Below are 20,734 nucleotides of genomic sequence, written 5' to 3' on the forward strand. Positions count from 1 at the left end.
GCGGGGGAGATGTCCGGCAGGACAGAGGGGGGCGCCGTAGAGCGCCGACTTCAAGCGATCAGCGAAAATCAAGGCTCCCCGCCCCCAATATCCTCGCGCCGCCGCGCCACATACGCATCGAGCTCCTCGCGAACCCCCGCATCCATCACCGGCTCGACATACTCCTCCAGCGCCTTCTTCCAGACCGCCGTCGCGCGGTGCGTCGCGTCCAGCCCGCCTGCCTCCTCCCAGCTCTCGAAGTTCTGCCAGTTGGACAAAATCGGCTGATAGAACGCCGTCGAATAGCGCTCCAGCGTGTGGGCATCGCCGAAGAAGTGCCCGCCCGTCGGCACGCGGCCGAGCGCGTCGAGCGCGAGTTCCCCGTCATCAACGGTGATCGGCTGCAGGAACTCCATCATGTGCTGGATCATCTCCACGTCGATGACGAACTTCTCGAAGCTCGCCGTCAGCCCGCCTTCCTGCCAGCCGGCGGCGTGGTAGACGAGGTTGCCATGGCCGAGCACGGCGCCCCACAGCGCCATCATGGTCTCGTAGGAACCTTGCGCATCGGCGGCATTGGAGGCCGAGCCCGGCGTCGTCCGGTACGGCAACCCGTACCTCCGCGCGAGTTGCCCCGATGCAATGTTCGCCTTCGTGTTCTCCGGCGTGCCGAACGCCGGCGCGCCCGACTTCATGTCGACGTTCGAGGTGAACGCGCCGTAGATCGCCGGCGCGCCAGGTCGCACGAGTTGCGTCAGCGCGATGCCGGCCAGCGCCTCGGCATTCTGCTGCGCCAGCGCGCCCGCCAGCGTCACCGGGCTCATCGCGCCCATCAGCGTGAACGGCGTCACGCAGACCGACTGGCCGTGCTCCGACATGGCAATCATGCCGTCCAGCATGTCGCCATCGAACCGGCGCGGCGAGTTGACGGAGATGATCGTCGTCACCGCTGGGTCATCGCGGATCTCATCGAGCGTCAGCCCGCGCGCGATCGCCGCCATCGTCACACCGTCCAGCGCCCGCCCCGCGCCGATCGCCGAGACGTGAAACGCCTTGTCGGTCAGCGTCAAATTGGCGCGATAGGTGTCGAGATGGCGCGAATTGGCCGGCAACTCGATCGGCGCGCAAACCTGGTTGCCGAGCATGTGGATGCAGTTGAAATGCTGCGCCAGCCGCACGAGGTCGCAATAGTCGGCATAGTTGCCCGACCGCCGCCCGCGCTCCATGTCGTGGACATTGGGTGGGCCGGCGACGAGCGTGAAATTGATCGCGTCGCCGCCGATCGTCAGCCGGTTCGCCAAATTGCGCGGCGTCAGGTGAAACGACGACGGCGCCTTGGCGACCGCTTCCAGCACGAGCCCCCGGTCGAGCCGCACCAGCCCGTTCGCATGATCGACGTCCGCCCCCGCCGCCGCGAAGATCGAACGTGCCCGCGCACTCATGATCTCGACGCCGAAATTTTCGAGGATGTGCATGGAGGCGTCGTGGATCGCCTCGATCTGGTCGGCCGAGAGCAGCGCCATCGGCGGATAGGGATTGCGCACCGCGCGGCGCGGCAATTGCGCGATGCCCGCATCCTCGGAGCGGCGGGCACGGTCGGCGGAACGGCGGCGGCGCGTTTGTGTCATGCCGCCAATGTGCAAAGCAGCGGCGGGCTTCGCTAGAAGAAATACGACATCGGATTACGATGATCGCGCCAGTTCACGCCGGCATCGATGGAACAAAGCGACAGGAGCGACGCATCATGTCGCTCCTTATAAATCGCGGGAGGCTGCCCGCTTCAGCCCTTGTCCGGCCCGTTCACCGGCCGGGCACCGATCGCGCGGCGCGCTTCCTCGGGCGAAGCCGCCACGTGGATGGGCCTGCTCGGCTTCGGCTTGGCGCCGGCCGCCTCGGCCTCTTCCTTCGCCGTCGCTGCCAACCCCGGCTTCACCTCGGCGCTGGCGGCAGACCGTCCCTCGCCGGCTTCCGTCAGCGATTTTTCCGGCGCGGAATCACCCGGCACCGCCGTCATCGCCTTCGAAGCCAAGACTGGCGGCTCGCCGCCCGGCACGCCATCTTCCACCGGATGTTCTGCGGCGTCCTGCACATGGCCGCGCGGCGCATCCGCAGCCGGCGGCAGGCTGGCAGCGTCGGCGGGCCTGTCGCCATCGAAACTGATCACCGGCTCCATCTTCGCCAGTTCGCCATCGTCGAGCCAGCAAAGGCTCTTGTGCCCGCCGCCCAGCTCGCGCAGCGGGGGCAGCTCGGTTTCGCATTTGTTGCCGGGCACCAGGTGCTTGTAGTTGCAGCGCGTCTGGAACGGGCAGCCCGAAGGCGGGTTCATCGCCGAGGGAATGTCGCCTTCGAGCACGATGTGCTTCTTCACCACCGACGTGTCGGCGATCGGAATCGCCGACAAAAGCGCCTCGGTATAGGGGTGGTAGGGCGGCGCGAATATCTGGTCGGTCGTCCCCTGCTCCACGATATGACCGAGATACATGACGACGACGCGGTCGGCGAGATAGCGCACGACGGAGAGGTCGTGGCTGATGAACAGCATCGTCGTCTTGTTCTTGCGCTGGATGTCCATCAGGAGTTCGGTCACCGCCGCCTGCACCGAGACGTCGAGCGCCGACACCGGCTCGTCGGCCACCACCACCCGCGCATTGCCGGCAAAGGCGCGCGCGACGCCGATGCGCTGCTTCTGCCCGCCCGAAAGCTGGCGCGGCATGCGCGTTGCGAACGCGCGCGGCAGCTTCACGAGATCGAGCAGCTCGAACATACGCTGTTTGCGCTCGGCCGTGTTACTGCCGACCTTGAACTTCTCCAGCGTCCGAATGATCTGCGCCCCGACCGAATGGCTCGGGTTGAGCGTGTCGAACGGGTTCTGGAACACCATCTGGATCGACGAAATCGTTTCCGTGTCGCGGGCCTCAATGCCGGTATTGCCGATCGGCTTGTTGTCGAGGGTGACGGTGCCGTCCGTTGCCGTCTCCAGCCCGAGCAGCACCTTCGCCAGCGTCGACTTCCCGCAGCCGCTCTCGCCGACGATCGCGACCGTCTCGCTCTCGCGCGCCTCGAAGCTGATCTGCTCGTTGGCCTTGACGGTGCGCGTGTCGCCGCCGCCGAAGATCGCGTTGGCGGCGACCTCGTAGTGCTTCTTCAGCTTCTCGATCCGCAGCACCGGCGCGCCCGGCTTCACCGCTTCCTTCTGCGTCTTCGCGCCTTCCGGCAGCGCCGCCCAGTCGATCTGGTCGAACCGCACGCAGCGGCTCAAGTGCGCCTCGTGCCCTTCCACTACTACCATCGGGATTTCGGCGGCGTTGCACACGCCCTCCACGAAATGGTGGCAGCGCGGGCCGAAATTGCAGCCCTTCGGCCGCTCGTGCGGCAGCGGCAACTGACCGGGAATGGCGATCAGCGGCCGCGAGTTCTTGTCGGCGCCGGGCAATGGGATCGAGCGGAACAACCCTTGCGTATAAGGATGGCGCATATGGTCGAAGACGTCGCGGATCGAGCCCGTCTCCACCGCCTCGCCCGAATACATCACCGTGATCCGGTCGCAGGTCTCCAGGATCAGCCCGAGATTGTGCGAGACGAAGATCATCGACGTGCCGAAGCGTTTGCCGAGATCCTTGACGAGCTGGACGATGCCGGCCTCCACCGTCACGTCGAGCGCCGTGGTCGGCTCGTCGAGGAGGAGCAGCGCGGGCTTCGACAAAAGCGCCATGGCGATGACGATGCGCTGCTGCTGGCCGCCCGAAAGCTGGTGCGGATAGGAATCCATGATGCGCGCCGGGTCCGGCAGCCGCACCGCCGTCAGCATGTCGAGCGCGCGGTCGTAGGCTTCCTTCTTGGAAACCTTCTCGTGGATGATCGGCACTTCCATCAACTGCTTGCCGACCTTCATGGCCGGGTTCAGGCTCGCCATCGGCTCCTGGTAGATCATCGCGATCTTGTTGCCGCGAATGGCGCGAAGTTCGTCATCCGACATGTCGCCCATGTCGCGGCCCTGGAACTTGATCCGCCCGCCGACGATCTTCCCGACATTGGAGAGATCGCGCATGATGCCGAGCGAGACGGTCGACTTCCCGCAGCCCGACTCCCCCACGATCCCCATCGCCTCGCCCGGCATGACCGAGCAGGAAAAATCCATCACCGCCGGGATTTCCCCGCGCTTGGTGAAGAAGGAGATGGACAGGTTCTCGATCTCGAGGATCGGCGCGGCACCCTCGACGGCGGAGGATTTGACGGTCTCGTTCATGGCCAAACTTCCCCTGATCGAAGGATCGGGCACCGCGAGACACCCCCCTCTGGCCTGCCGGCCATCTCCCCCTCAAGGGGGGAGATCAGCCAATCGCAGAGGTCTGAGAGCGTGATCTCCCCCCTTGAGGGGGAGATGCCCAGCAGGGCAGAGGGGGGTGAACCGATCATCGTCGCATCAATCCTTCAACGACTGCTCACGCAGTGCATCCGCCAGCAGATTGAGCCCCAGCACGAAACTCATCAGCGCGATGACCGGCGGAAGCGCGGGATGCACATATGCGCGCAAGAGCCGGCTCGCATCCTTGATCGCCGTGCCCCAATCGGGGCTCTCCGGCGACAGGCCGAGACCGAAATAGCCGAGCGTGCCGAGCAGGATCGTCGTGTAGCCAATGCGCAGGCACGCATCGACGATCAGCGGCCCGCGCGCATTGGGCAGCACTTCCCACAGCATGATGTACCAGGGCGTCTCGCCGCGCGTCTGCGCCGCCGCCACGTAGTCGCGCGTCTTGATGTCCATCACGAGCCCGCGCACGATGCGGAACACGCCCGGGCTCGATGCGAACACCACGGCCACGAAGATGTTGAGCTCGTTCGGCGAGATGCGGATGAGGCGAAGCGGGTCGGCGTCGAACACCAGCCCCGCATAGATCCACCCGCCGATCAGAAATGTCAGCCCGAGCTGGATCGCGAGCAGCCCCGGCCGATGCTTGTTGCGCGTGTAGAAGAGCGTCGCAAAAAAGATGATCGGAAACAGGAAGAACAGCCCCGCCATCGCGTAGGGGATCGGCGTTTCCATGATGCCGGGGGTGACCAGCAGGTAGAAGAGCAGGATCACCGGGAAGGCGAGGACGAGATTGGCGAGGAATGACAGGAAAGAGTCGATCCGCCCGCCATAATAGCCGGCCGGCAGCCCCAGCGTCGTTCCCACCATCAGCGCAAAGCCGGTCGCCGCAGGCGCGATCAGGAGCACGATCTGGCTGCCATAAATGGTGCGCGAGAAGATGTCGCGCGCAAGCCGGTCGCCGCCAAACAGATAGGCCTGCCCGGATTCCGTTTCGATCGCGCCCGGCAGCGCGTCCTTCATCATCAGCATCTGGCCGAGCGGATCGAACGGCGCGATCGTGCCGGCAAAGATCGCCGTGAACAGCCAGAAATAGCAGATCGTCACGCCGACCACGCCGACCGGATTGCCGAAGAGTTCGCCGTAAAGGCCAAGCCGCTTGCGAAACGCGAAGCTCGCGCCGAGGACGATGGCAAGCGCGATCCAGACCGGCCAGAACCTGGCGAGGACGCCGGTCAGAATGCCGAATGCGCTCAAATATTCGTGCTCCATGCCCGCCCCCTACTGAACGCGAATGCGCGGATTGAGATAGGCATAGCCGACGTCGGAAATGAGCTGCGTGAACAGCACGACGAAGACCGAGACCAGCGAGCAGCCGAGAAGCATGTCGATGTCGTTGTTGCCCGCCGCCTCCACCAGCGTGAATCCGAAGCCCTGGTAGCGGAACATCACCTCGACGATGACGACGCCGGTCAAGAGCCAGGGAAACTGCAGCATGATCACGGTGAACGGCGCGATCAGCGCGTTGCGCAGCGCGTGCTTGATGACGACGGTCGAAAAGCCGAGGCCCTTCAGCCGCGCCGTGCGGATATATTGCTGCGTCATCACCTCGACCATCGAGGCGCGCGTCATGCGGGCGATGTAGCCGATGCCGTAGATCGCCATCGTCATCACCGGCAAGGTGAAATTGTTGAAGGTGATGCCCTGATTGGTCGCGCTCGCCGCCGAGCCGTTGAGCCAGCCGAGCCAGGAGGCGAAGATCACCGTGAAGATGACGCCCGAGACGTATTCGGGCGTCGCCGTCGTGGTGATGGCCGCGACCGACAGGGTGCGGTCCGTCCGCGTGCCCTCCCGCATACCCGCGAGGATACCCATCAAAAGCGCGATGGGCACCATCGTCACCATCACCCAGAACATCAGCTTGCCCGTCGCCGCCAGCGCCGGGAACAGCCTGTTCTCGACCGACGTGCGGAACTTGGTCGAACACCCCCAGTCGCCCTGGATGATGCCCGAATAGCCCGGCTCCATCGGCCCCGAGCAGTAGCTGAACCGCGGCTGCGCCTCGCCTGCGGCATTGGTCGCCGGCTGCTTGGGCACCACGCCGAGCCACTGGCCGTAGCGCACGAAGAACGGCTCGCGATAGCCGTTATTGACCAGCCATTGCTCGATCTGCGCGTCCGAGGACCGCATGTCGATCTGGCTGATCGACAGGCGCCGCAAATTCGGCTCCAGATTGACGAGGAAGAACACCACCAGCGTCAGGCAGACCATGGTGAGTGCCATGACGCCGAGACGCCGCAAGATGAAAGACAGCATGTGCCCCCTGCCGTTCTGGTTGGGGTTTTATTGTTATGTTCCCGAAGCAGTCTCGCGGAGGCCGGGTCCCGGCCTCCGCATTTCGCGTCGCAAGCGCGTGATCAGGCGCCTTCGGCCAGCCACACCTTGCCGAGATCGATCTCGAAGGTCGGGTGCATGCCGTGGTTCTTCACTGCCTCGACCGAGTGGTTGTAGAGCGTGCGCCAGTAAGGCTGGATGATGATGCCGGAATCCTGGATGATCGTCTCGATCTTCCCCATCACTTCCTTGCGCTCTTCCGAATCCCCGATCGCGAGGCCCTGGGCGATCAGCCCGTCGAGCTCTTCGTTCGCAAAGGCCGTCTCGTTCCAGCTTCCGCCGGACTTGTAGGCGAGCGCGATGACCTGGATGCCGAGCGGGCGCATGTTCCAGTTCGTGGCGGAGAAGGGATACTTCGTCCAGTCGTTCCAGAAGGTCGAGCCCGGAAGCACCGTCCGCTTCACCTTGAAGCCGGCATCGCGAAGCTGCGCGGCGACGGCATCGCACGAATTGCGGTGCCAGGTTTCGTCGACAGAGATGATTTCGTGCTCGAAATCCATCTGGCCGGCTTCTTCCATCAACTGCTTGGCGCGCTCGACATCGCGCTCATGCGTGGCGATCTCGACGTGGTCCGGCTGGATCGGCGCGACGTGGTAGTTGTCGGCCTTCTCGCCGGCATTGTCGATGCCAAGTTGCAGGATGACGTTGTTGTCGACACCGTACTGCACGGCCTTGCGCACGTTCTGGTCGTCATAGGGCGCGTTGTCGACGTTCATGCGGATGCACAGCGTCGTGCCCGTCATGACTTCCGAGCGCACGAGCCCGATGCCGTCCATGATGTCGAGATAGTCCGACGTCGTCTCGTAATTGGTGTGGACCTCGCCGGATTCGAAAGCCGAAACCATCGCCGCCGGATCGGTGCCGTAGTCGATGAATTCGATGCCGTCGAGATAGGCCTCGCCGTCCCACCAGGCGCCGTTGGTGCGGCGCTGGAAGACGATGCGGTCGCCGACCGAATAGGACACGAGTTCGAACGGCCCGGTGCCGATCGGGTTCGCCACCCAGTCCGCGCCGGTCTCGTCGAAGGTCGGGTGCACGATGAGCGCCGGATAGTCGGCGAAGCCGGGAATGATGGACACGTCCGGCTCGGGCAGCGTCAGCTTGATCGTGTAATCGTCGACGCGCTCGATCGCGCCTTCGCGCAGCTTCTTGGTGTCCGGATCGATCATCGAGGAGACGCGCGTCGCCATCGAGTTGCCTTCGGCTTCCTGGTCGGCCCAGCGCGTCAGATTGTAGATGACATCGTCCGCGTTGAATTCGTCACCATTCGTCCAGGTCACGCCCTGGCGCACGTTGAGCAGGTATTCGGTCGCGTCCTCGTTGACTTCCCAGCTTTCCAGCAGCCGGCCTTCGAAGGTGAACTCACGGGTGTACTTGACCAGCGGCTCGAGCGACTGGCGCATGCCGTTGGCGATTTCGGACCAGTCGGCCGTGCGCGGGTCCTTGTTGGCCTTGACGAACATGGCGACGCGCAGCGTGCCACCGGTGACGGGTTCGCCTGCGTCCTGCGCAAGCGCCTTGCCCGGCATCGCCATGCCAAGCATCGAATAGGCAAGCGCGGTCGTCGCGCCGAAGGTGCTGGCCAGCGCCAGGAATTCGCGACGGTCCAGATCGCCGGCCTTGGCCTCTTCCGCCATCTTTTCGACATGCGCGGGAACGCGATCGCCTTCGCTCTTGAAGAACCTCATGACTGTCATCTCCCATTATTTTTGCCTGAACCCCTAGCATCCCGTATCGGCCCGTCATTGTCAAAAACGATGCCGGATCAGGATGTTCGGCGCTGAATGTGCCCCGCAACGCCTGCCGCGAACCGCGCAAATGCGACATGGATGGCGCTTTTTCGCCACTGATGCGACAAAATTTGACGTTACGTCGCCTGCCGCCCAAGTGGCGGCCGGGCCACAGAAGCATGCCGTGATAACAAGTTGGTGACAGCGCCGATTGACGCGGGCTTTCCCGCCCTGCTACCCATCCGACAGCTTGAGGTGCCTAGCGTCGTCGGACGCTGGCTAAGAGGGAATACGGAAGGACGAGGCTTCGTCCGAGCCGTGGCTGCCCCCGCAACTGTAAGCGCCGAGGACATTCGACAACCCACTGGGCTCGCCCGGGAAGGGGAATGATCCGCCGAAGCGCGAGCCAGGAAACCTGCCTCGAGTGTCACCTTTTGCCGGATGCGGGGCGTGTCCGGGGCTGTGTTTCGCAGTGGTGACTTCTGTCATCGCTGGCGATATCGGGGCTGCAACGGTTCCTTTTCCCAGCATCATTGAGAAGCTTGAGCTGCCGCCCGCGACACGTGGCCGGCACGGGGGATCGAATGCATATTTCCAATTTCGGCACGGCCTGCGCCGTCTCCGCCATCGCCATTCTGGCAAGCCTGCCGGCACACGCCCAGTTCACCGAACTGCCGCAGATCGTCGTCACGCCCAACCGCGCGCCGACCGACGCGACCAAGACCGGCTCACGCGTCGAGACCGTCTCCCGCGAGGAGATCGAGGAAAAGTCGCAGCGGCTCGTCATCGACTATCTCGACCGCCTGCCCGGCATTTCCATCTCCACCCCCGGCGGCCCCGGCGGCGAAGGCTCGCTCTCGGTGCGCGGCGCACCGCGCCGCTACGTCAAGACGCTCTATAACGGCATCGACATCTCCGATCCGACCAGCCCGCAGGTCCAGACCTCCTATCAGTATCTCCTCTCGTCCGGCATCGACACGATCGAGGTGCTGAAGGGCTCGCAATCGACGCTCTACGGCTCCGATGCCATCGCCGGCGTCATCGGCCTCTCGACGCTCGGCGACATCGAGCCGGGCGTCACCCACCTCCTGCACGGCGAAGGCGGCTCCTTCGGCACCGCCCGCGGCTCCTACGGCCTGCGCGCCGCCAACGAGGACGCCAAAGCCGCCATCAACATCGCCGGCTTCCGCACTGACGGCATCTCGGCGGCGGCGGCTGGAAGCGAGCGCGACGGCTACGAGAACGTCACCTTCGACGCCGCAGGCGAGTATCGTGTGAACGACGTGGTGTCGGTTTTTGGGTCGCTGCTGTATATCGACGCGGAAGCGGATTTCGATGACGACAACGTGGAGCCGCCGGCTGATGATATCGCCGGGCTAAACGTTAACTCGCAAAGACAGTTGGCAGGCCGTGCTGGCTTCAATCTCAATCTCCTTGATGGACGCTTTCGCAATACGTTTTCCATCCAGGCGTCCGGTCTTGATCGCGATCTCTTCCTCGTATCTCGGTTTGGCCCCTATTCTGCAGATTATCAGGGGGATCGTACAAAGTTCGACTATCAAGGCGCCTTTGATTTGACCAACTGGGCTACGGTTCAGTTCGGCGTCGACCATGAGCGTCAGTCCGCCAAGTTTGTGGATGATGCAGCTTCGCCACCGATCGACAGTTCCGTCGATTTGACCGGAACATGGCTTTTGACCCGTTTTGAGCCCACTGATGCGTTGGCGTTTTCAGCAGGCGTTCGGCACGACAACCACTCGCTTTTCGGAGGTGCTTCAACGTATCGGCTTGCGGCATCGTATGAAATTGATCCCCACGGACCACGCATCTACGGTTCGGTGGGCTCAGGTTTCCGAGCACCTAGTCTCTATGAGCTTTTGGCCCCCCCGCTGTTTGAGGGAGGACTTCCGGTCGGAAATCCATCACTGCAGCCAGAAACCAGCGTCGGTTTTGACGTGGGAATCGAACAACGCTTCCTTCAAGATCGGGCAATGGTCAATTTGACTTACTTCGATCTGACAATCGATAACTTGATCGATTGCGTAGAGAACGTGCCATTTTCTTGCGCCTATGTGCAGATACCCGGCCGCTCACGCCAGCAGGGCGTCGAGGCGTCAGTTATCTACGATGTCAACACGTCGCTCGCGCTCGGCGCAGCCTACACCTACACCTCCACCCGCGACGCCAACGGCAATCGCAACGTCCGCGTCCCGCGCCACGAGATCGGCCTGTCGGCAGCCTACCGCCCGGCGGAAAAGTGGACGATCTCCGCCGACGCCAAAATTGCGCTCGACACGGTTGATGAAGTCAGCGGCGCAAGTGTCGAACTCGACGACTACGTGCTCGTCAACGCCAAGGTGGCCTATCAGGCAACCGAGAGCACGGAGTTCTACGTCCGCGCCGAAAACCTCCTCGACCAGGACTACCAGACCGTCCGCGGCTACAACACGCCCGGCTTCGGCGCCTTCGCCGGCTTCAAGTCGAGGTTCTGATGCGCGGATGTCCGGCAGATCGCAAAGGTCAGCGCCCACTCGCGCCCCCCTCTGTCCTGCCGGACATCTCCCCCGCAAGGGGGGAGATCACGCACGCCGACGACGAGACTAATCTCCCCCCTTGCGGGGGAGATGGGCGGCAGCCCAGAGGGGGGCGCCGTACGGCGCTGCTGTCGGCGGTTTTCGTCAGCACCTTATCAACCACAGCCCACGCCGCCGACCTCCCCCGCGTCATGTCCATGAACGTCTGCACCGACCAGCTCGTCCTCCTCCTCGCCGAGCCCGACCAGATCGCCTCGCTCTCCGACCTCTCCCTCGACCCCTCCCTCTCCTTCCTCCACACTGACGCCGCGCCCTACCCGAAGAACAGCGGCCGCGCCGAAGAAGTGTTCCTGGCGAAGCCCGACCTCGTCGTCACCGGCACCTTCTCGCTCCACAACACGACAAGCCTCCTCGAAACGCTCGATTTCGCCGTCGAGGAATTCGCCTACGACCAGTCCGTCGACACCATCCCCGGCGAGATCCGCCGCATGGGCGCGCTAATCGGCCAGGACGCCAAGGCCGAACAGATCGCATCGACCTATGAGCGCGACCTCGCCGACCTGCGCGCACGCCAGTGCCCCATGAAACCGACCGCCATCGCCTACGAGCAGAACGGCGTCGTCCTCGGCGAAGGCACGCTCGCCGACAGCGTCATCGACGCCGCCGGCCTGACCAACCTTGCGACCGAGCTCGGCTACTCCGCCATGACGCCGCTGCCGCTGGAAGAACTCGTCTCGCACCAGCCCGACATCGTCATCGTCTCCGAGCCGATGGCGGACGCGCCTGCGCTCGCCGACCAGATCGCCCACCATCCGGCCCTGCGTGCGCTTGAAACGTCGCGCATCGGCGCATTCGTGCCGCGCGGAGCCTGGGCCTGCGGTGGCCCCTTCGTCATCGAAGCCGTGCGCGCCTTGACCGAGTTGCGCGAAGAGATCGCTTCCTGCGATCCGGCGCGGTAGAAGGCGCGATGCTCAACGCCATTCTCGGCCTTGCCTGCCTCGTCCTGACTGCCGTCTCGCTGCTCGTCGGCCCGGCCGATCTCGATTTGCGCTCGAGCGTTTCCGGTCTCTTCGCCGGCGGCGACGAGGCTGCCATGATCATCATGCAGGAAATCCGCCTCCCCCGCGCTCTGCTCGCGCTCACCATCGGCATTAGTCTTGGCCTTGCCGGTGCAGTGCTTCAAGGCTTGCTGCGCAACCCGCTCGCCGAGCCCGGCCTCATCGGCGTCACCTCATCCGCATCCTTCGGCGCGGTGGCGATCTTCTACACCGGCCTTGCCGGCGCCTCGCTCTATGCGCTGCCGGCCGGCGCGCTGGCGGGCGCGGCCCTGTCCGTCGTGCTCCTCCTCGCCATCGCGGCGCGCAACGGCGCGACGCTCACGCTCATCCTCGCCGGCGTCGCGCTCACCAGCCTCACCGGCGCGCTGACCTCGCTCGTCCTGAACCTGTCGCCCAACCCCTTCGCCTCCTACGAGATCATCTTCTGGTTGCTCGGCTCGCTGCGCGACCGCTCCATGAGCCATGTCTGGCTGGCACTGCCGCTGATGGCGCTGGGCTGGCTGCTGCTCGCCGCCTCCGCCCGCGCGCTCGACGCGCTGTCGCTCGGCGAGGAAGCCGCCTCCAGCCTCGGCATCCGCCTGTCGGCGACCCGGCTACTGGTCGTGCTCGGCACCGCGCTCGCCGTCGGCGCGGGCACGGCAGTCGCGGGCGCCATCGGTTTCATCGGCCTCGTCGTCCCGCACCTCGTGCGCCCCTTCACCGACCGCCTGCCCTCCAGCCTCCTCGTCCCGAGCGCGCTCGGCGGCGGCGCGCTGCTTCTGGCCGCCGACATCGCCGCCCGCCTCGTCGTGCCCACCCGCGAACTCAATGTCGGCGTGCTGACGGCGCTGATCGGCGCGCCCTTCTTCCTGTGGCTCGTCGTGCGCGCCCGGCGAGAGCTGTTCTGATGCTCACCGCCCGCAACCTCTCCGTCAGCCTGTCCGGCCGCCCCATCCTCCACGATGTCGCGCTGTCACTTCAGCCCGGCGAAGTTGTCGGCCTCCTCGGCCCCAACGGCGCCGGCAAGTCGACGCTGATGCGAACCCTCTCCGGCCTCCTGCCCTTCTCCGGCACGATTGATCTCGACGGCCAGAATCTCGCCGCCATAAGCGACCGGGCACGCGCACGCGAAATCGCATTCCTCCCGCAAGCCCGCGCCATCGCCTGGCCGCTATCCGTCGAAAACGTCGTCCGCCTCGGCCGCACGCCCTGGCGCGGCCTCGGGGCGCTGTCGCAAAACGACCTCGCGGTCGTCACCGACGCGATGGAAGCCATGGACGTCGCCGCGCTCGCGGACCGCCCCGTCACCGAACTCTCCGGCGGCGAACAGGCCCGCGTCCTCGCCGCCCGCGCCATGGCACAGACGACGCCGATCCTCCTTGCCGACGAACCCGTCTCCGGCCTCGATCCCGCGCACCAAATGACCATGATGGCCGCCTTCCGCCGCCTCGCCGGCGAACGCCGCGCCCTCCTCGTCTCCCTCCACGACCTGACGCTCGCCGCCCGCTGGTGCGATCGGTTGATTGTGATGGCCGAAGGCCGCATCGTCGCCGAAGGCAAGCCCGCCGACATCATGACCGGCGAGCGCCTGCGCGAAGTCTTCGGCATCACCGCCCACATCGCCCACGACGAATGCGGGTTGATCTTCGCGCCGACGGGTTTGGCAAAGCATGGATCGGCGTTGAAAGAGTCGGTCGAAGAGGACCCCCACCCGGTATCCCTCCCCACAAGGGGGAGGGAGACGTGAGCGTCGAGCCTGACCCTTCAATGCACCAACTAGCTTGAAGGGGAAGCGCCGCGTGGATGCCTCCCTCCCCCTTGTGGGGAGGGATAAAGGGTGGGGGTCATTTCAGAAAAAACTTCGCCGCCGCCCCTCAACTCAACGTCCGCCGCACAGCATCCCGCCACCCCGCCAGCTTCGTCTCCCGCAACCCATCGGCCATCTCCGGCTCGAACCGGCGATCCAGCTTCCACGCCTGAGAAAACTCCGCCATCCCCGGCCACACGCCCGCCCGCGAACCCGCCAGCCACGCCGCCCCCAAGGCCGTCGTCTCCAAAATCGTCGGCCGGTCCACCGGCGCGTCGAGGATGTCGGCGAGGCGCTGCATCGTCCAGTCGGAGGCGACCATTCCGCCATCGACCCTCAGCACCGTCTGCCCGCTCGCATCCGCCCAGTCCTTCTTCATCGCGTCGAGCAGATCGCGCGTCTGGAAGGCGACGGATTCGAGCGCCGCGCGGGCGAATTCCGCCGGGCCGGTGCTGCGCGTCAGGCCAAAGATCGCCCCGCGCGCATCCGCGTCCCAGTGCGGCGCGCCGAGGCCAACGAAGGCCGGTACGAGATAGACCTGCTGCGTCTCATCGGCCTCCGCCGCCAGCCGCCCGCTTTCCTCGGCCTTGCCGATCACCTTGATCCCGTCGCGCAGCCACTGCACCGCCGCGCCGGCAACGAAGATCGAGCCTTCCAGCGCGTAGGTCGTGCGCCCTTCGAGCCGATAGGCAATGGTCGTCAGCAGCCGGTTCTTCGAGCGCACCAGCGTCTCGCCGGTGTTGAGCACCGCGAAGCAGCCCGTTCCATAGGTGGATTTCATCATGCCCGGCTGGAAGCAAGCCTGCCCGATCGTCGCCGCCTGCTGATCGCCGGCAACGCCGAGAATCGGGATCGCCGCACCGAACAGCCCCGCCTCCGTCACGCCGAAATCGGCCGCGCTGTCTTTAACCTCGGGCAGCATCGACAGCGGCACGTTGAGAAGGCCGCCGAGTTCGGCATCCCACGCATTCGTCTCGATGTTGAAAAGCAGCGTGCGCGAGGCATTGGTCGCGTCGGTGACATGCGCCGCACCGCCCGTCAGCTTCCAGATCAGGAAGGCGTCGATCGTGCCGGCCAAAAGTTCGCCCGCCTCGGCCCGCGCCCGCGCGCCATCGACATTGTCGAGCAGCCAGGCGAGCTTCGTGCCGGAAAAGTAAGGGTCGAGCAGCAGACCCGTCTTGGCGGAGAAGACCTCCTCGAGCCCCTTCTCCTTCATCTCGTGGCAGATCGCGGCCGTGCGCCTATCCTGCCAGACGATGGCGTTGTGGATGGGCTTGCCCGTCGCCTTGTCCCAGACGACGATCGTCTCGCGCTGGTTGGTGATGCCGATCCCGGCGATATCGGCCGCCGACACGCCGGCCTTGCCGAGCGCCGTCTTCACCACCGCGACGACGCTCTCCCAGATCTCGTCCGCATCGTGCTCGACCCAGCCCGATTGCGGAAAGTGCTGCGTGAATTCCTGCTGCCCGACGCCGGCGATCTTCATGTCGCCGTCGAAGACGATCGCCCGGCTCGATGTCGTGCCCTGGTCGATCGCGAGAACGAACCCGCCCATGAAATCCTCCCCGATTTTAGTCTGTCAGGCCGCCGCCGCGAGCCCGCCCATGAAGGTCTCGAGCCGCGCGGCGTCTTCCTTCGACACCACCAGCCCGCGCTTGGTGCGCCGCCAGAGCACGTCCTCGGCGGTCATCGCCCATTCGTGCGCCATCAGATAGCAGATTTCGGCTTCGTAGAGGTCGGCACCAAAATGGCGTCCAAGATCATCGAGCGATGTCGCCGATCCGAGGATCGAGCGCGCCCGCGTGCCGTAGAGCCGCGTCAGCCGCCGCGCATGCGCCTCCGCCAGGAACGGAAAGTCGCCCCGCAGCCTGCGAACGTTCTCGTCGAACGTGCCGACCGCGAAGTCACCGCCCGGCAGCGTCGCCCTCTCGGTCCACGGCCGCCCCTTGGCGCCGATCAGCCCCTCGATCTTCGCCAGCATGGATTCGGCGAGCCGCCGATAGGTCGTGATCTTGCCGCCGAAGATGTTGATCAGCGGCGCGCCGTCCGCGTCGGCCTTCAGCACGTAGTCGCGCGTCGCCTCCTGCGCCTTCGACGCGCCGTCGTCATAGAGCGGGCGCACGCCCGAGAAGGTCCAGACGATGTCCTCGCGCCGCACCGGCTCGGCGAAATATTCGCTCGCCGAGGCGATCAGGTAATCCGTCTCCGCCTCGCTGATCGCGACATCCTTCGGGTCGCCCTGATAGTCCTGATCGGTCGTCCCGATCATGGTGAAATCGTCGTGGTAGGGAATGGCGAAGATGATCCGCCCGTCCGCATTCTGGAAGAAATAGGCGCGCGGATCGTCGAACTTCTTCTTCACGACGATGTGGCTGCCCTGCACGAGCCGCACATTGTGAACGTCGCGCCGACCAACCGTCTCGGCCAGCACATGATCGACCCACGGCCCGCCCGCATTGACGAGAAGCCGCGCCTGAACCATCTCCCGCCGGCCGGTCGTCTGGTCCTCGATCTCCACCGACCAGACATCGGCCTCGCGCCTAGCCGAAACGACTTTGGTGCGCGTCCGGATCACCGCGCCCTTGTCGGCAGCGTCGCGTGCGTTGAGCACGACCAGCCGCGCATCGTCGACGCCGCAATCCGAATATTCGAACGCCTTCGAAAAGATCGGCTTCAGCGGGCGCCCGGCCGGATCGGCCTTCATGTCGAGAACGCGCGTCTTCGGCAAGAGCTTCCGGCCGCCAATGTGGTCGTAAAGGAAAAGCCCGAGCCGCAGCAGCCAGGCCGGGCGCAGGCCCCTGTGGTGCGGCAGCACGAAACGCATCGGCCAGATGATGTGCGGCGCGTTCTTCCAAAGAACCTCGCGCTCCTCCAGCGCCTCGCGCACCAGCCGGAACTCGTAGTGCTCGAGATAGCGCAAGCCGCCATGGATCAGCTTGGTCGACCAGGACGAGGTGCCGCTCGCAAGGTCGTTCATCTCGGCCAGAAACACCGAATAGCCGCGCCCGACGGCGTCCCGCGCGATGCCGCAGCCATTGATGCCGCCGCCGATGATGAAGATGTCGTGGATCGCTTCGTCAGGCACGATAAATATCCGATTTCGAAATCAAACGAAATCTAAGCGAAACTCGCGCGAAATCCAAGCGCCAGCGGCGATTCAGCGCGCGGTTTCCACTACCCGCGCTCAGCGCGCGGTTTCCACCAATTGCACGCCCGCTTCCTTGCACACGCGCCTGATCTCGGCACTCGGGCAGCGGTCGGTGACGAAGCTCGACACCTGCGACAGATGCGCGATGCGAACCGGTGCCGTGCGCTCGAACTTCGTCGAGTCGGCGACGAGGATCACATGCCGCGCATTGGCGATGATCGCCTGCGCGACCTTCACTTCACGAAAGTCGAAATCGAGCAGCGCCCCGTCCTCGTCGATCGCTGATGCGCCGATCACCGCATAGTCGGCCTTGAACTGGCGGAAGAAGTCGACCGCCGCCTCGCCCACCACGCCCCCATCCGAACCGCGCACGACCCCGCCCGCGATCACCACCTCGATCGACGGCTGCACCCGCATCCGGTTGGCGACGTTGATGTTGTTGGTGATGACCATCAATCCCTTGTGGTCGCCCAGCGCCTCGCTGACGGCCTCGGTCGTGGTGCCGATATTGATAAAGAGCGACGCGTTGTCGGGCACGAGCGCCGCCGCCGCGCGGCCGATCCCCTGCTTCTCCTCGGCCGCGATCCGCCGCCGCGCCTCGTATTCCATGTTCTCGATGCCCGACGGGATCACGGCTCCGCCATGGATGCGGGCCAGAAGCCGCTTGTCGCAAAGCTCGTTCAGATCCTTGCGGATCGTCTGCGGCGAGACGTCGAAGCGAACCGCGAGATCGTCGACGAGCACACGGCCGCTGTCCTTGGCGAGTTGTACGATTTCGGCATGGCGCGGAAGAAGGAACATGAGTGCTATCTGCTTTCGTTTTCGCTTCTTCTAATGCAAATCGAAAGCCGATGCACCTATTTCGAAAACCGATACTCGGTCGCCTGTTCATAGACCTCGCCGGGTCTCAGCACCGCCTGCGGAAAATCCGCATTGTTCGGCGCATCCGGCCATATTTGCGGTTCGAGGCAGAGCCCGGCAAACGCGCCATAGTTGCGCCCGCCAAGCCCGCCTTCGACGGCAAGCTTGTGCCCGGCATAGAACTGCACGCCCGGCTCCGTCGTCCAGACCTCCATCGCAACGCCGGACCGTGCGCCTTCGAGCCGAACCGCCTTCGTCAAAGGCCGACGGCCAGCGGCAAGGCACCAGTTGTGGTCATAAACGAACTGCGACCCGTCTTCCTGCCAGGCGATCTCGCGCATCCCGCGAAAATCGAACGGCGTCCCCCCCACATCCAGCGTGCCGCCCGTTGGTATCCATTCTCCGTCGACCGGCACGTATCGGTCGCCATCGATCGTCAGCCGATGGCCGAGCACGTCGCCCGCCCCCCCATCGTCGAGATTGAAATAGGAGTGGTGCGCAAGGTTGCAGAGCGTCGGCGAGTCGGTCCGCGCCGAAAGCGCAACCTTCAACGCACCGTCTTCGAGCGTGTAGAGGCATTCTATGTCGAGATTTCCGGGAAACCCCATCTCGCCGTTACGATCCGCCAGCGTCAGCCGCACGAAATCGGGGCCCGTCTCGGCAATCGTCCAGACCCGCTTGCCGATCCCCTTGATGCCGCCATGCAGGAGATGCTTGCCGAGGAAATTCGTGTCGACCTGAACCGTCCGGCCATCGAGGTCGAACCGGCCATGCCTGATCCGGTTGGCGTAGCGTCCCGCGATCGCCCCGAAAAAGGGCGAGCGGACGGGATAGTCCTCGAAGCGATCGAAGCCGAGCACCAGCGGCGGCTCGTGGCCGGCAAGGCGCAGATCCTGCACCACCGCGCCCCAGGTCAGCACATGCGCCGTCAGCCCGCCGCCGGAGATGGTGACGCGCCGAACCGTGTCGCCATCGGCCGTGCGGCCGAATTCCTCGATGTTCATACGGCACCGATGGCGCTGATTTCGTCGATCAGCGCCCCATCGACCGGGATACCGTCCTTCGTGAGCCTCTCGCGGATCGCGATGCGCCGATGCCCAGCCACCCGCGCGCCTTCACTGCCTGCAATCTGCTCTGCCATCTCCGCAAACCGCGCCAGCGCATGGCTCCCGAAGACGCCCGGATCAATGGCGATGATCGCCTGCCCGGTGCCCGGCGGATCGCCCGCCGCGTCGAAGAACGACGTCTGTTCGTAGCCGTAATTCGCACCGGTCAACCCGGCGCACAAAAGCTCGACCATCAGCGCCAGCGCCGTTCCCTTGGCGTCACCCAGCGGGATCATCGTGCCGGCCAGCGCCGCCTTCGCGTCCGTCGTTGGCCTGCCGTCCGCATCGAGCGCCCAGCCCTCGGGGATGGCCTCGCCCTTCTGGTTCGCGGCCATGATCTTGCCGCGCGCGACCTTGGAGAGCGACACGTCGACGACGATCGGATCGCCGCCCTCGGTCGGGCAGGCAAAGGCGATCGGGTCCGTTCCGAAGAGCGGCCGACGCCCGCCCCACGGCGCCATCGCCGCCGGCGCATTCGCAAACATCAGCGCCACCAGCCCGCGCGCGGCGAGTTCCTCCACGACGAGCCCCGCGACGCCGGCATGGTGCGAGCGCCTTATGCCGGCCATCGCGACCCCCTGCCCCGGCACTATTTCGGCGAGCTCGGTATTGGCGAGTTCCAGCGCCGGATAGGCAAAGCCGAACCCGGCATCGATCTTCACCGCGCCGGGTCGAACGCGCTCGGCGCGGGGCACCGCATGGCCCTTCACCTTGCCCGCGCGCGCCTGCGCCGCATAGGCCGGCACGCGCCGCAATCCGTGCCCGCCCTGCCCGACGAGTTCGGCCCCGACCAGCGCCCGCGCGACCGCATCGGCATTCTCGATCGACGTGTCCGAAGCCGTCAGCGCGGCGGCAACCAGCGCATGCGCCTCGCCAACCGTCAGCACGCACTCGCTCATGGCTGTTTCTCCAGATGCGCGATCACGAGATCCGCGATCATGTCGGAGACGCGCACATTCGATTCCTCCGTCACGCCCGCGATATGCGGCGTCAGGACGAGATTGGAAAGCCCCTTGAACTTCGCGCCGTCCGCCGCCGTCAGCGGCTCTGTCTCGAACACGTCGAGCGCCGCGCCGCCCAGCGTTCCCGCGCGCAGCGCGTCGGCCAGCGCCGCCTCGTCGACCACCCCGCCCCGCGCGGCGTTGATCAGAACCGCATCGCGCTTCATCAGCCCCAGTCGCCGCGCATCGATCATGTGCCGCGTCGCCTCGGTCAGCGGCACATGCAGCGAGACGACGTCCGAAAGCTCCATCAGACCGTCCAGCGACACATTGCGCGCGATCTGCCAGCCGGGATGCCCGGCGTCGAGATGCGGATCGTAGGCGACGAGCCCCATCCCGTAGTCATGCGCCCGCCACGCCACTTCCTGCGCGATCGCGCCGAAACCGATCAGCCCGAGCGTCTTGCCGGCAAGCTCCCGGCCCATCATCCTCTGGCGCGGCCACTCCCCCGCCGCCACCGCCTCGCTTGACGTGTAGGCACGGCGCAGGAGCAGCATCGCATTGGCGATGACATATTCGGCGACGGCGAGGTTGTTCGCCCCCGTCGCCGGATGCACCGAAATCCCGCGCTCCGAGCACGCCTCCATGTCGATATTATCGAGCCCGACGCCGAGCCGCCCGACGACCTCCAGCCTTTCGGCACCCTCCAGCAGCGCCCCGCGCACCTCCGTCCGGTTGCGCACGATCAGCGCACGCGCCGTCCGCACCGCCTCCGCAAGCCTTTCCGGCTGGTCGACCAGCGTCGGATCGTAGAGCGTGTCGAAACGCGCCGTCAGCCGCGCGACCGCCGCCTCGTCCATGAATTCGCAGATGACGATGTCGGCCATG

At 65.4% G+C, this 20,734-nt stretch carries 15 protein-coding genes and 1 riboswitch; of the genes, 4 read left to right on the forward strand and 11 right to left on the reverse strand.

The features are described 5' to 3' along the window. Positions 1-68: 68 nt before the first annotated feature. From ALII_RS0118915 to ALII_RS0118935, 5 genes are all read right to left on the reverse strand, one after another. Positions 69-1,607 (reverse strand): trimethylamine methyltransferase family protein, encoded by a 1,539-nt coding sequence (locus ALII_RS0118915; protein WP_024588783.1) that lies wholly within the window; start codon positions 1,605-1,607, stop codon positions 69-71. Positions 1,608-1,759: 152 nt separating this feature from the next. Then, a complete protein-coding gene (locus ALII_RS0118920; RefSeq protein ID WP_024588784.1) occupies positions 1,760-4,225 on the reverse strand; it encodes an ABC transporter ATP-binding protein in 2,466 nt (821 codons plus the stop codon). 177 nt (positions 4,226-4,402) lie between these two features. Next, on the reverse strand, positions 4,403-5,560 hold the full coding sequence (locus ALII_RS0118925) for an ABC transporter permease (protein WP_024588785.1): 1,158 nt from the start codon (positions 5,558-5,560) through the stop codon (positions 4,403-4,405). A gap of 9 nt (positions 5,561-5,569) precedes the next feature. Beyond that, the gene (locus tag ALII_RS0118930) at positions 5,570-6,604 is read right to left on the reverse strand and encodes an ABC transporter permease (RefSeq protein WP_024588786.1); all 1,035 of its coding nucleotides are present in this window, start codon (positions 6,602-6,604) and stop codon (positions 5,570-5,572) included. A 101-nt stretch (positions 6,605-6,705) separates the two neighbouring features. Continuing rightward, positions 6,706-8,370, reverse strand: coding sequence for an ABC transporter substrate-binding protein (locus ALII_RS0118935; protein ID WP_024588787.1), 1,665 nt, complete (start codon positions 8,368-8,370; stop codon positions 6,706-6,708). Between the two features lie 278 nt (positions 8,371-8,648). Beyond that, positions 8,649-8,850, forward strand: a riboswitch (cobalamin riboswitch). A 125-nt stretch (positions 8,851-8,975) separates the two neighbouring features. Between ALII_RS0118935 and ALII_RS0118940 the strand changes: the two genes are divergently transcribed. From ALII_RS0118940 to ALII_RS0118955, 4 genes are all read left to right on the forward strand, one after another. Next, positions 8,976-10,904 carry a TonB-dependent receptor gene (locus tag ALII_RS0118940; protein WP_244437472.1) on the forward strand — a complete coding sequence of 643 codons (1,929 nt, stop codon included), beginning with the start codon at positions 8,976-8,978 and terminating at the stop codon, positions 10,902-10,904. 233 nt (positions 10,905-11,137) lie between these two features. Further along, on the forward strand, positions 11,138-11,905 hold the full coding sequence (locus ALII_RS0118945) for an ABC transporter substrate-binding protein (protein WP_081719049.1): 768 nt from the start codon (positions 11,138-11,140) through the stop codon (positions 11,903-11,905). A gap of 8 nt (positions 11,906-11,913) precedes the next feature. Beyond that, entirely contained in the window at positions 11,914-12,891 is a 978-nt protein-coding gene (locus ALII_RS0118950) for an iron ABC transporter permease (RefSeq protein WP_024588790.1), read from the forward strand. Continuing rightward, positions 12,891-13,730 carry an ABC transporter ATP-binding protein gene (locus ALII_RS0118955; RefSeq protein WP_051375951.1) on the forward strand — a complete coding sequence of 280 codons (840 nt, stop codon included), beginning with the start codon at positions 12,891-12,893 and terminating at the stop codon, positions 13,728-13,730. Before ALII_RS0118950 ends, ALII_RS0118955 begins: the two co-directional genes overlap by 1 nt. Positions 13,731-13,857: 127 nt before the next feature. Here the strand turns inward: ALII_RS0118955 and glpK are convergent, their stop codons facing one another. The 6 genes from glpK to ALII_RS0118985 all read right to left on the reverse strand — a co-directional run bounded on the left by glpK (position 13,858) and on the right by ALII_RS0118985 (position 20,733). Next, on the reverse strand, positions 13,858-15,345 hold the full coding sequence (glpK, locus tag ALII_RS0118960; protein WP_024588792.1) for a glycerol kinase GlpK: 1,488 nt from the start codon (positions 15,343-15,345) through the stop codon (positions 13,858-13,860). Positions 15,346-15,369: 24 nt separating this feature from the next. Further along, on the reverse strand, positions 15,370-16,875 hold the full coding sequence (gene glpD, locus ALII_RS0118965) for a glycerol-3-phosphate dehydrogenase (RefSeq protein WP_024588793.1): 1,506 nt from the start codon (positions 16,873-16,875) through the stop codon (positions 15,370-15,372). A 99-nt stretch (positions 16,876-16,974) separates the two neighbouring features. After that, on the reverse strand, positions 16,975-17,739 hold the full coding sequence (locus ALII_RS0118970) for a DeoR/GlpR family DNA-binding transcription regulator (protein WP_024588794.1): 765 nt from the start codon (positions 17,737-17,739) through the stop codon (positions 16,975-16,977). 56 nt (positions 17,740-17,795) lie between these two features. Continuing rightward, positions 17,796-18,803 carry an aldose epimerase family protein gene (locus ALII_RS0118975; RefSeq protein WP_024588795.1) on the reverse strand — a complete coding sequence of 336 codons (1,008 nt, stop codon included), beginning with the start codon at positions 18,801-18,803 and terminating at the stop codon, positions 17,796-17,798. Beyond that, positions 18,800-19,804 carry an Ldh family oxidoreductase gene (locus tag ALII_RS0118980; protein ID WP_024588796.1) on the reverse strand — a complete coding sequence of 335 codons (1,005 nt, stop codon included), beginning with the start codon at positions 19,802-19,804 and terminating at the stop codon, positions 18,800-18,802. Before ALII_RS0118980 ends, ALII_RS0118975 begins: the two co-directional genes overlap by 4 nt. Beyond that, entirely contained in the window at positions 19,801-20,733 is a 933-nt protein-coding gene (locus ALII_RS0118985) for a hydroxyacid dehydrogenase (protein ID WP_024588797.1), read from the reverse strand. The genes ALII_RS0118980 and ALII_RS0118985 overlap by 4 nt, the downstream gene beginning before the upstream one ends. Position 20,734: the final 1 nt, after the last annotated feature.

Source organism: Aliihoeflea sp. 2WW (assembly GCF_000497755.1).
Taxonomy (GTDB): Bacteria; Pseudomonadota; Alphaproteobacteria; order Rhizobiales; family Rhizobiaceae; genus Aliihoeflea.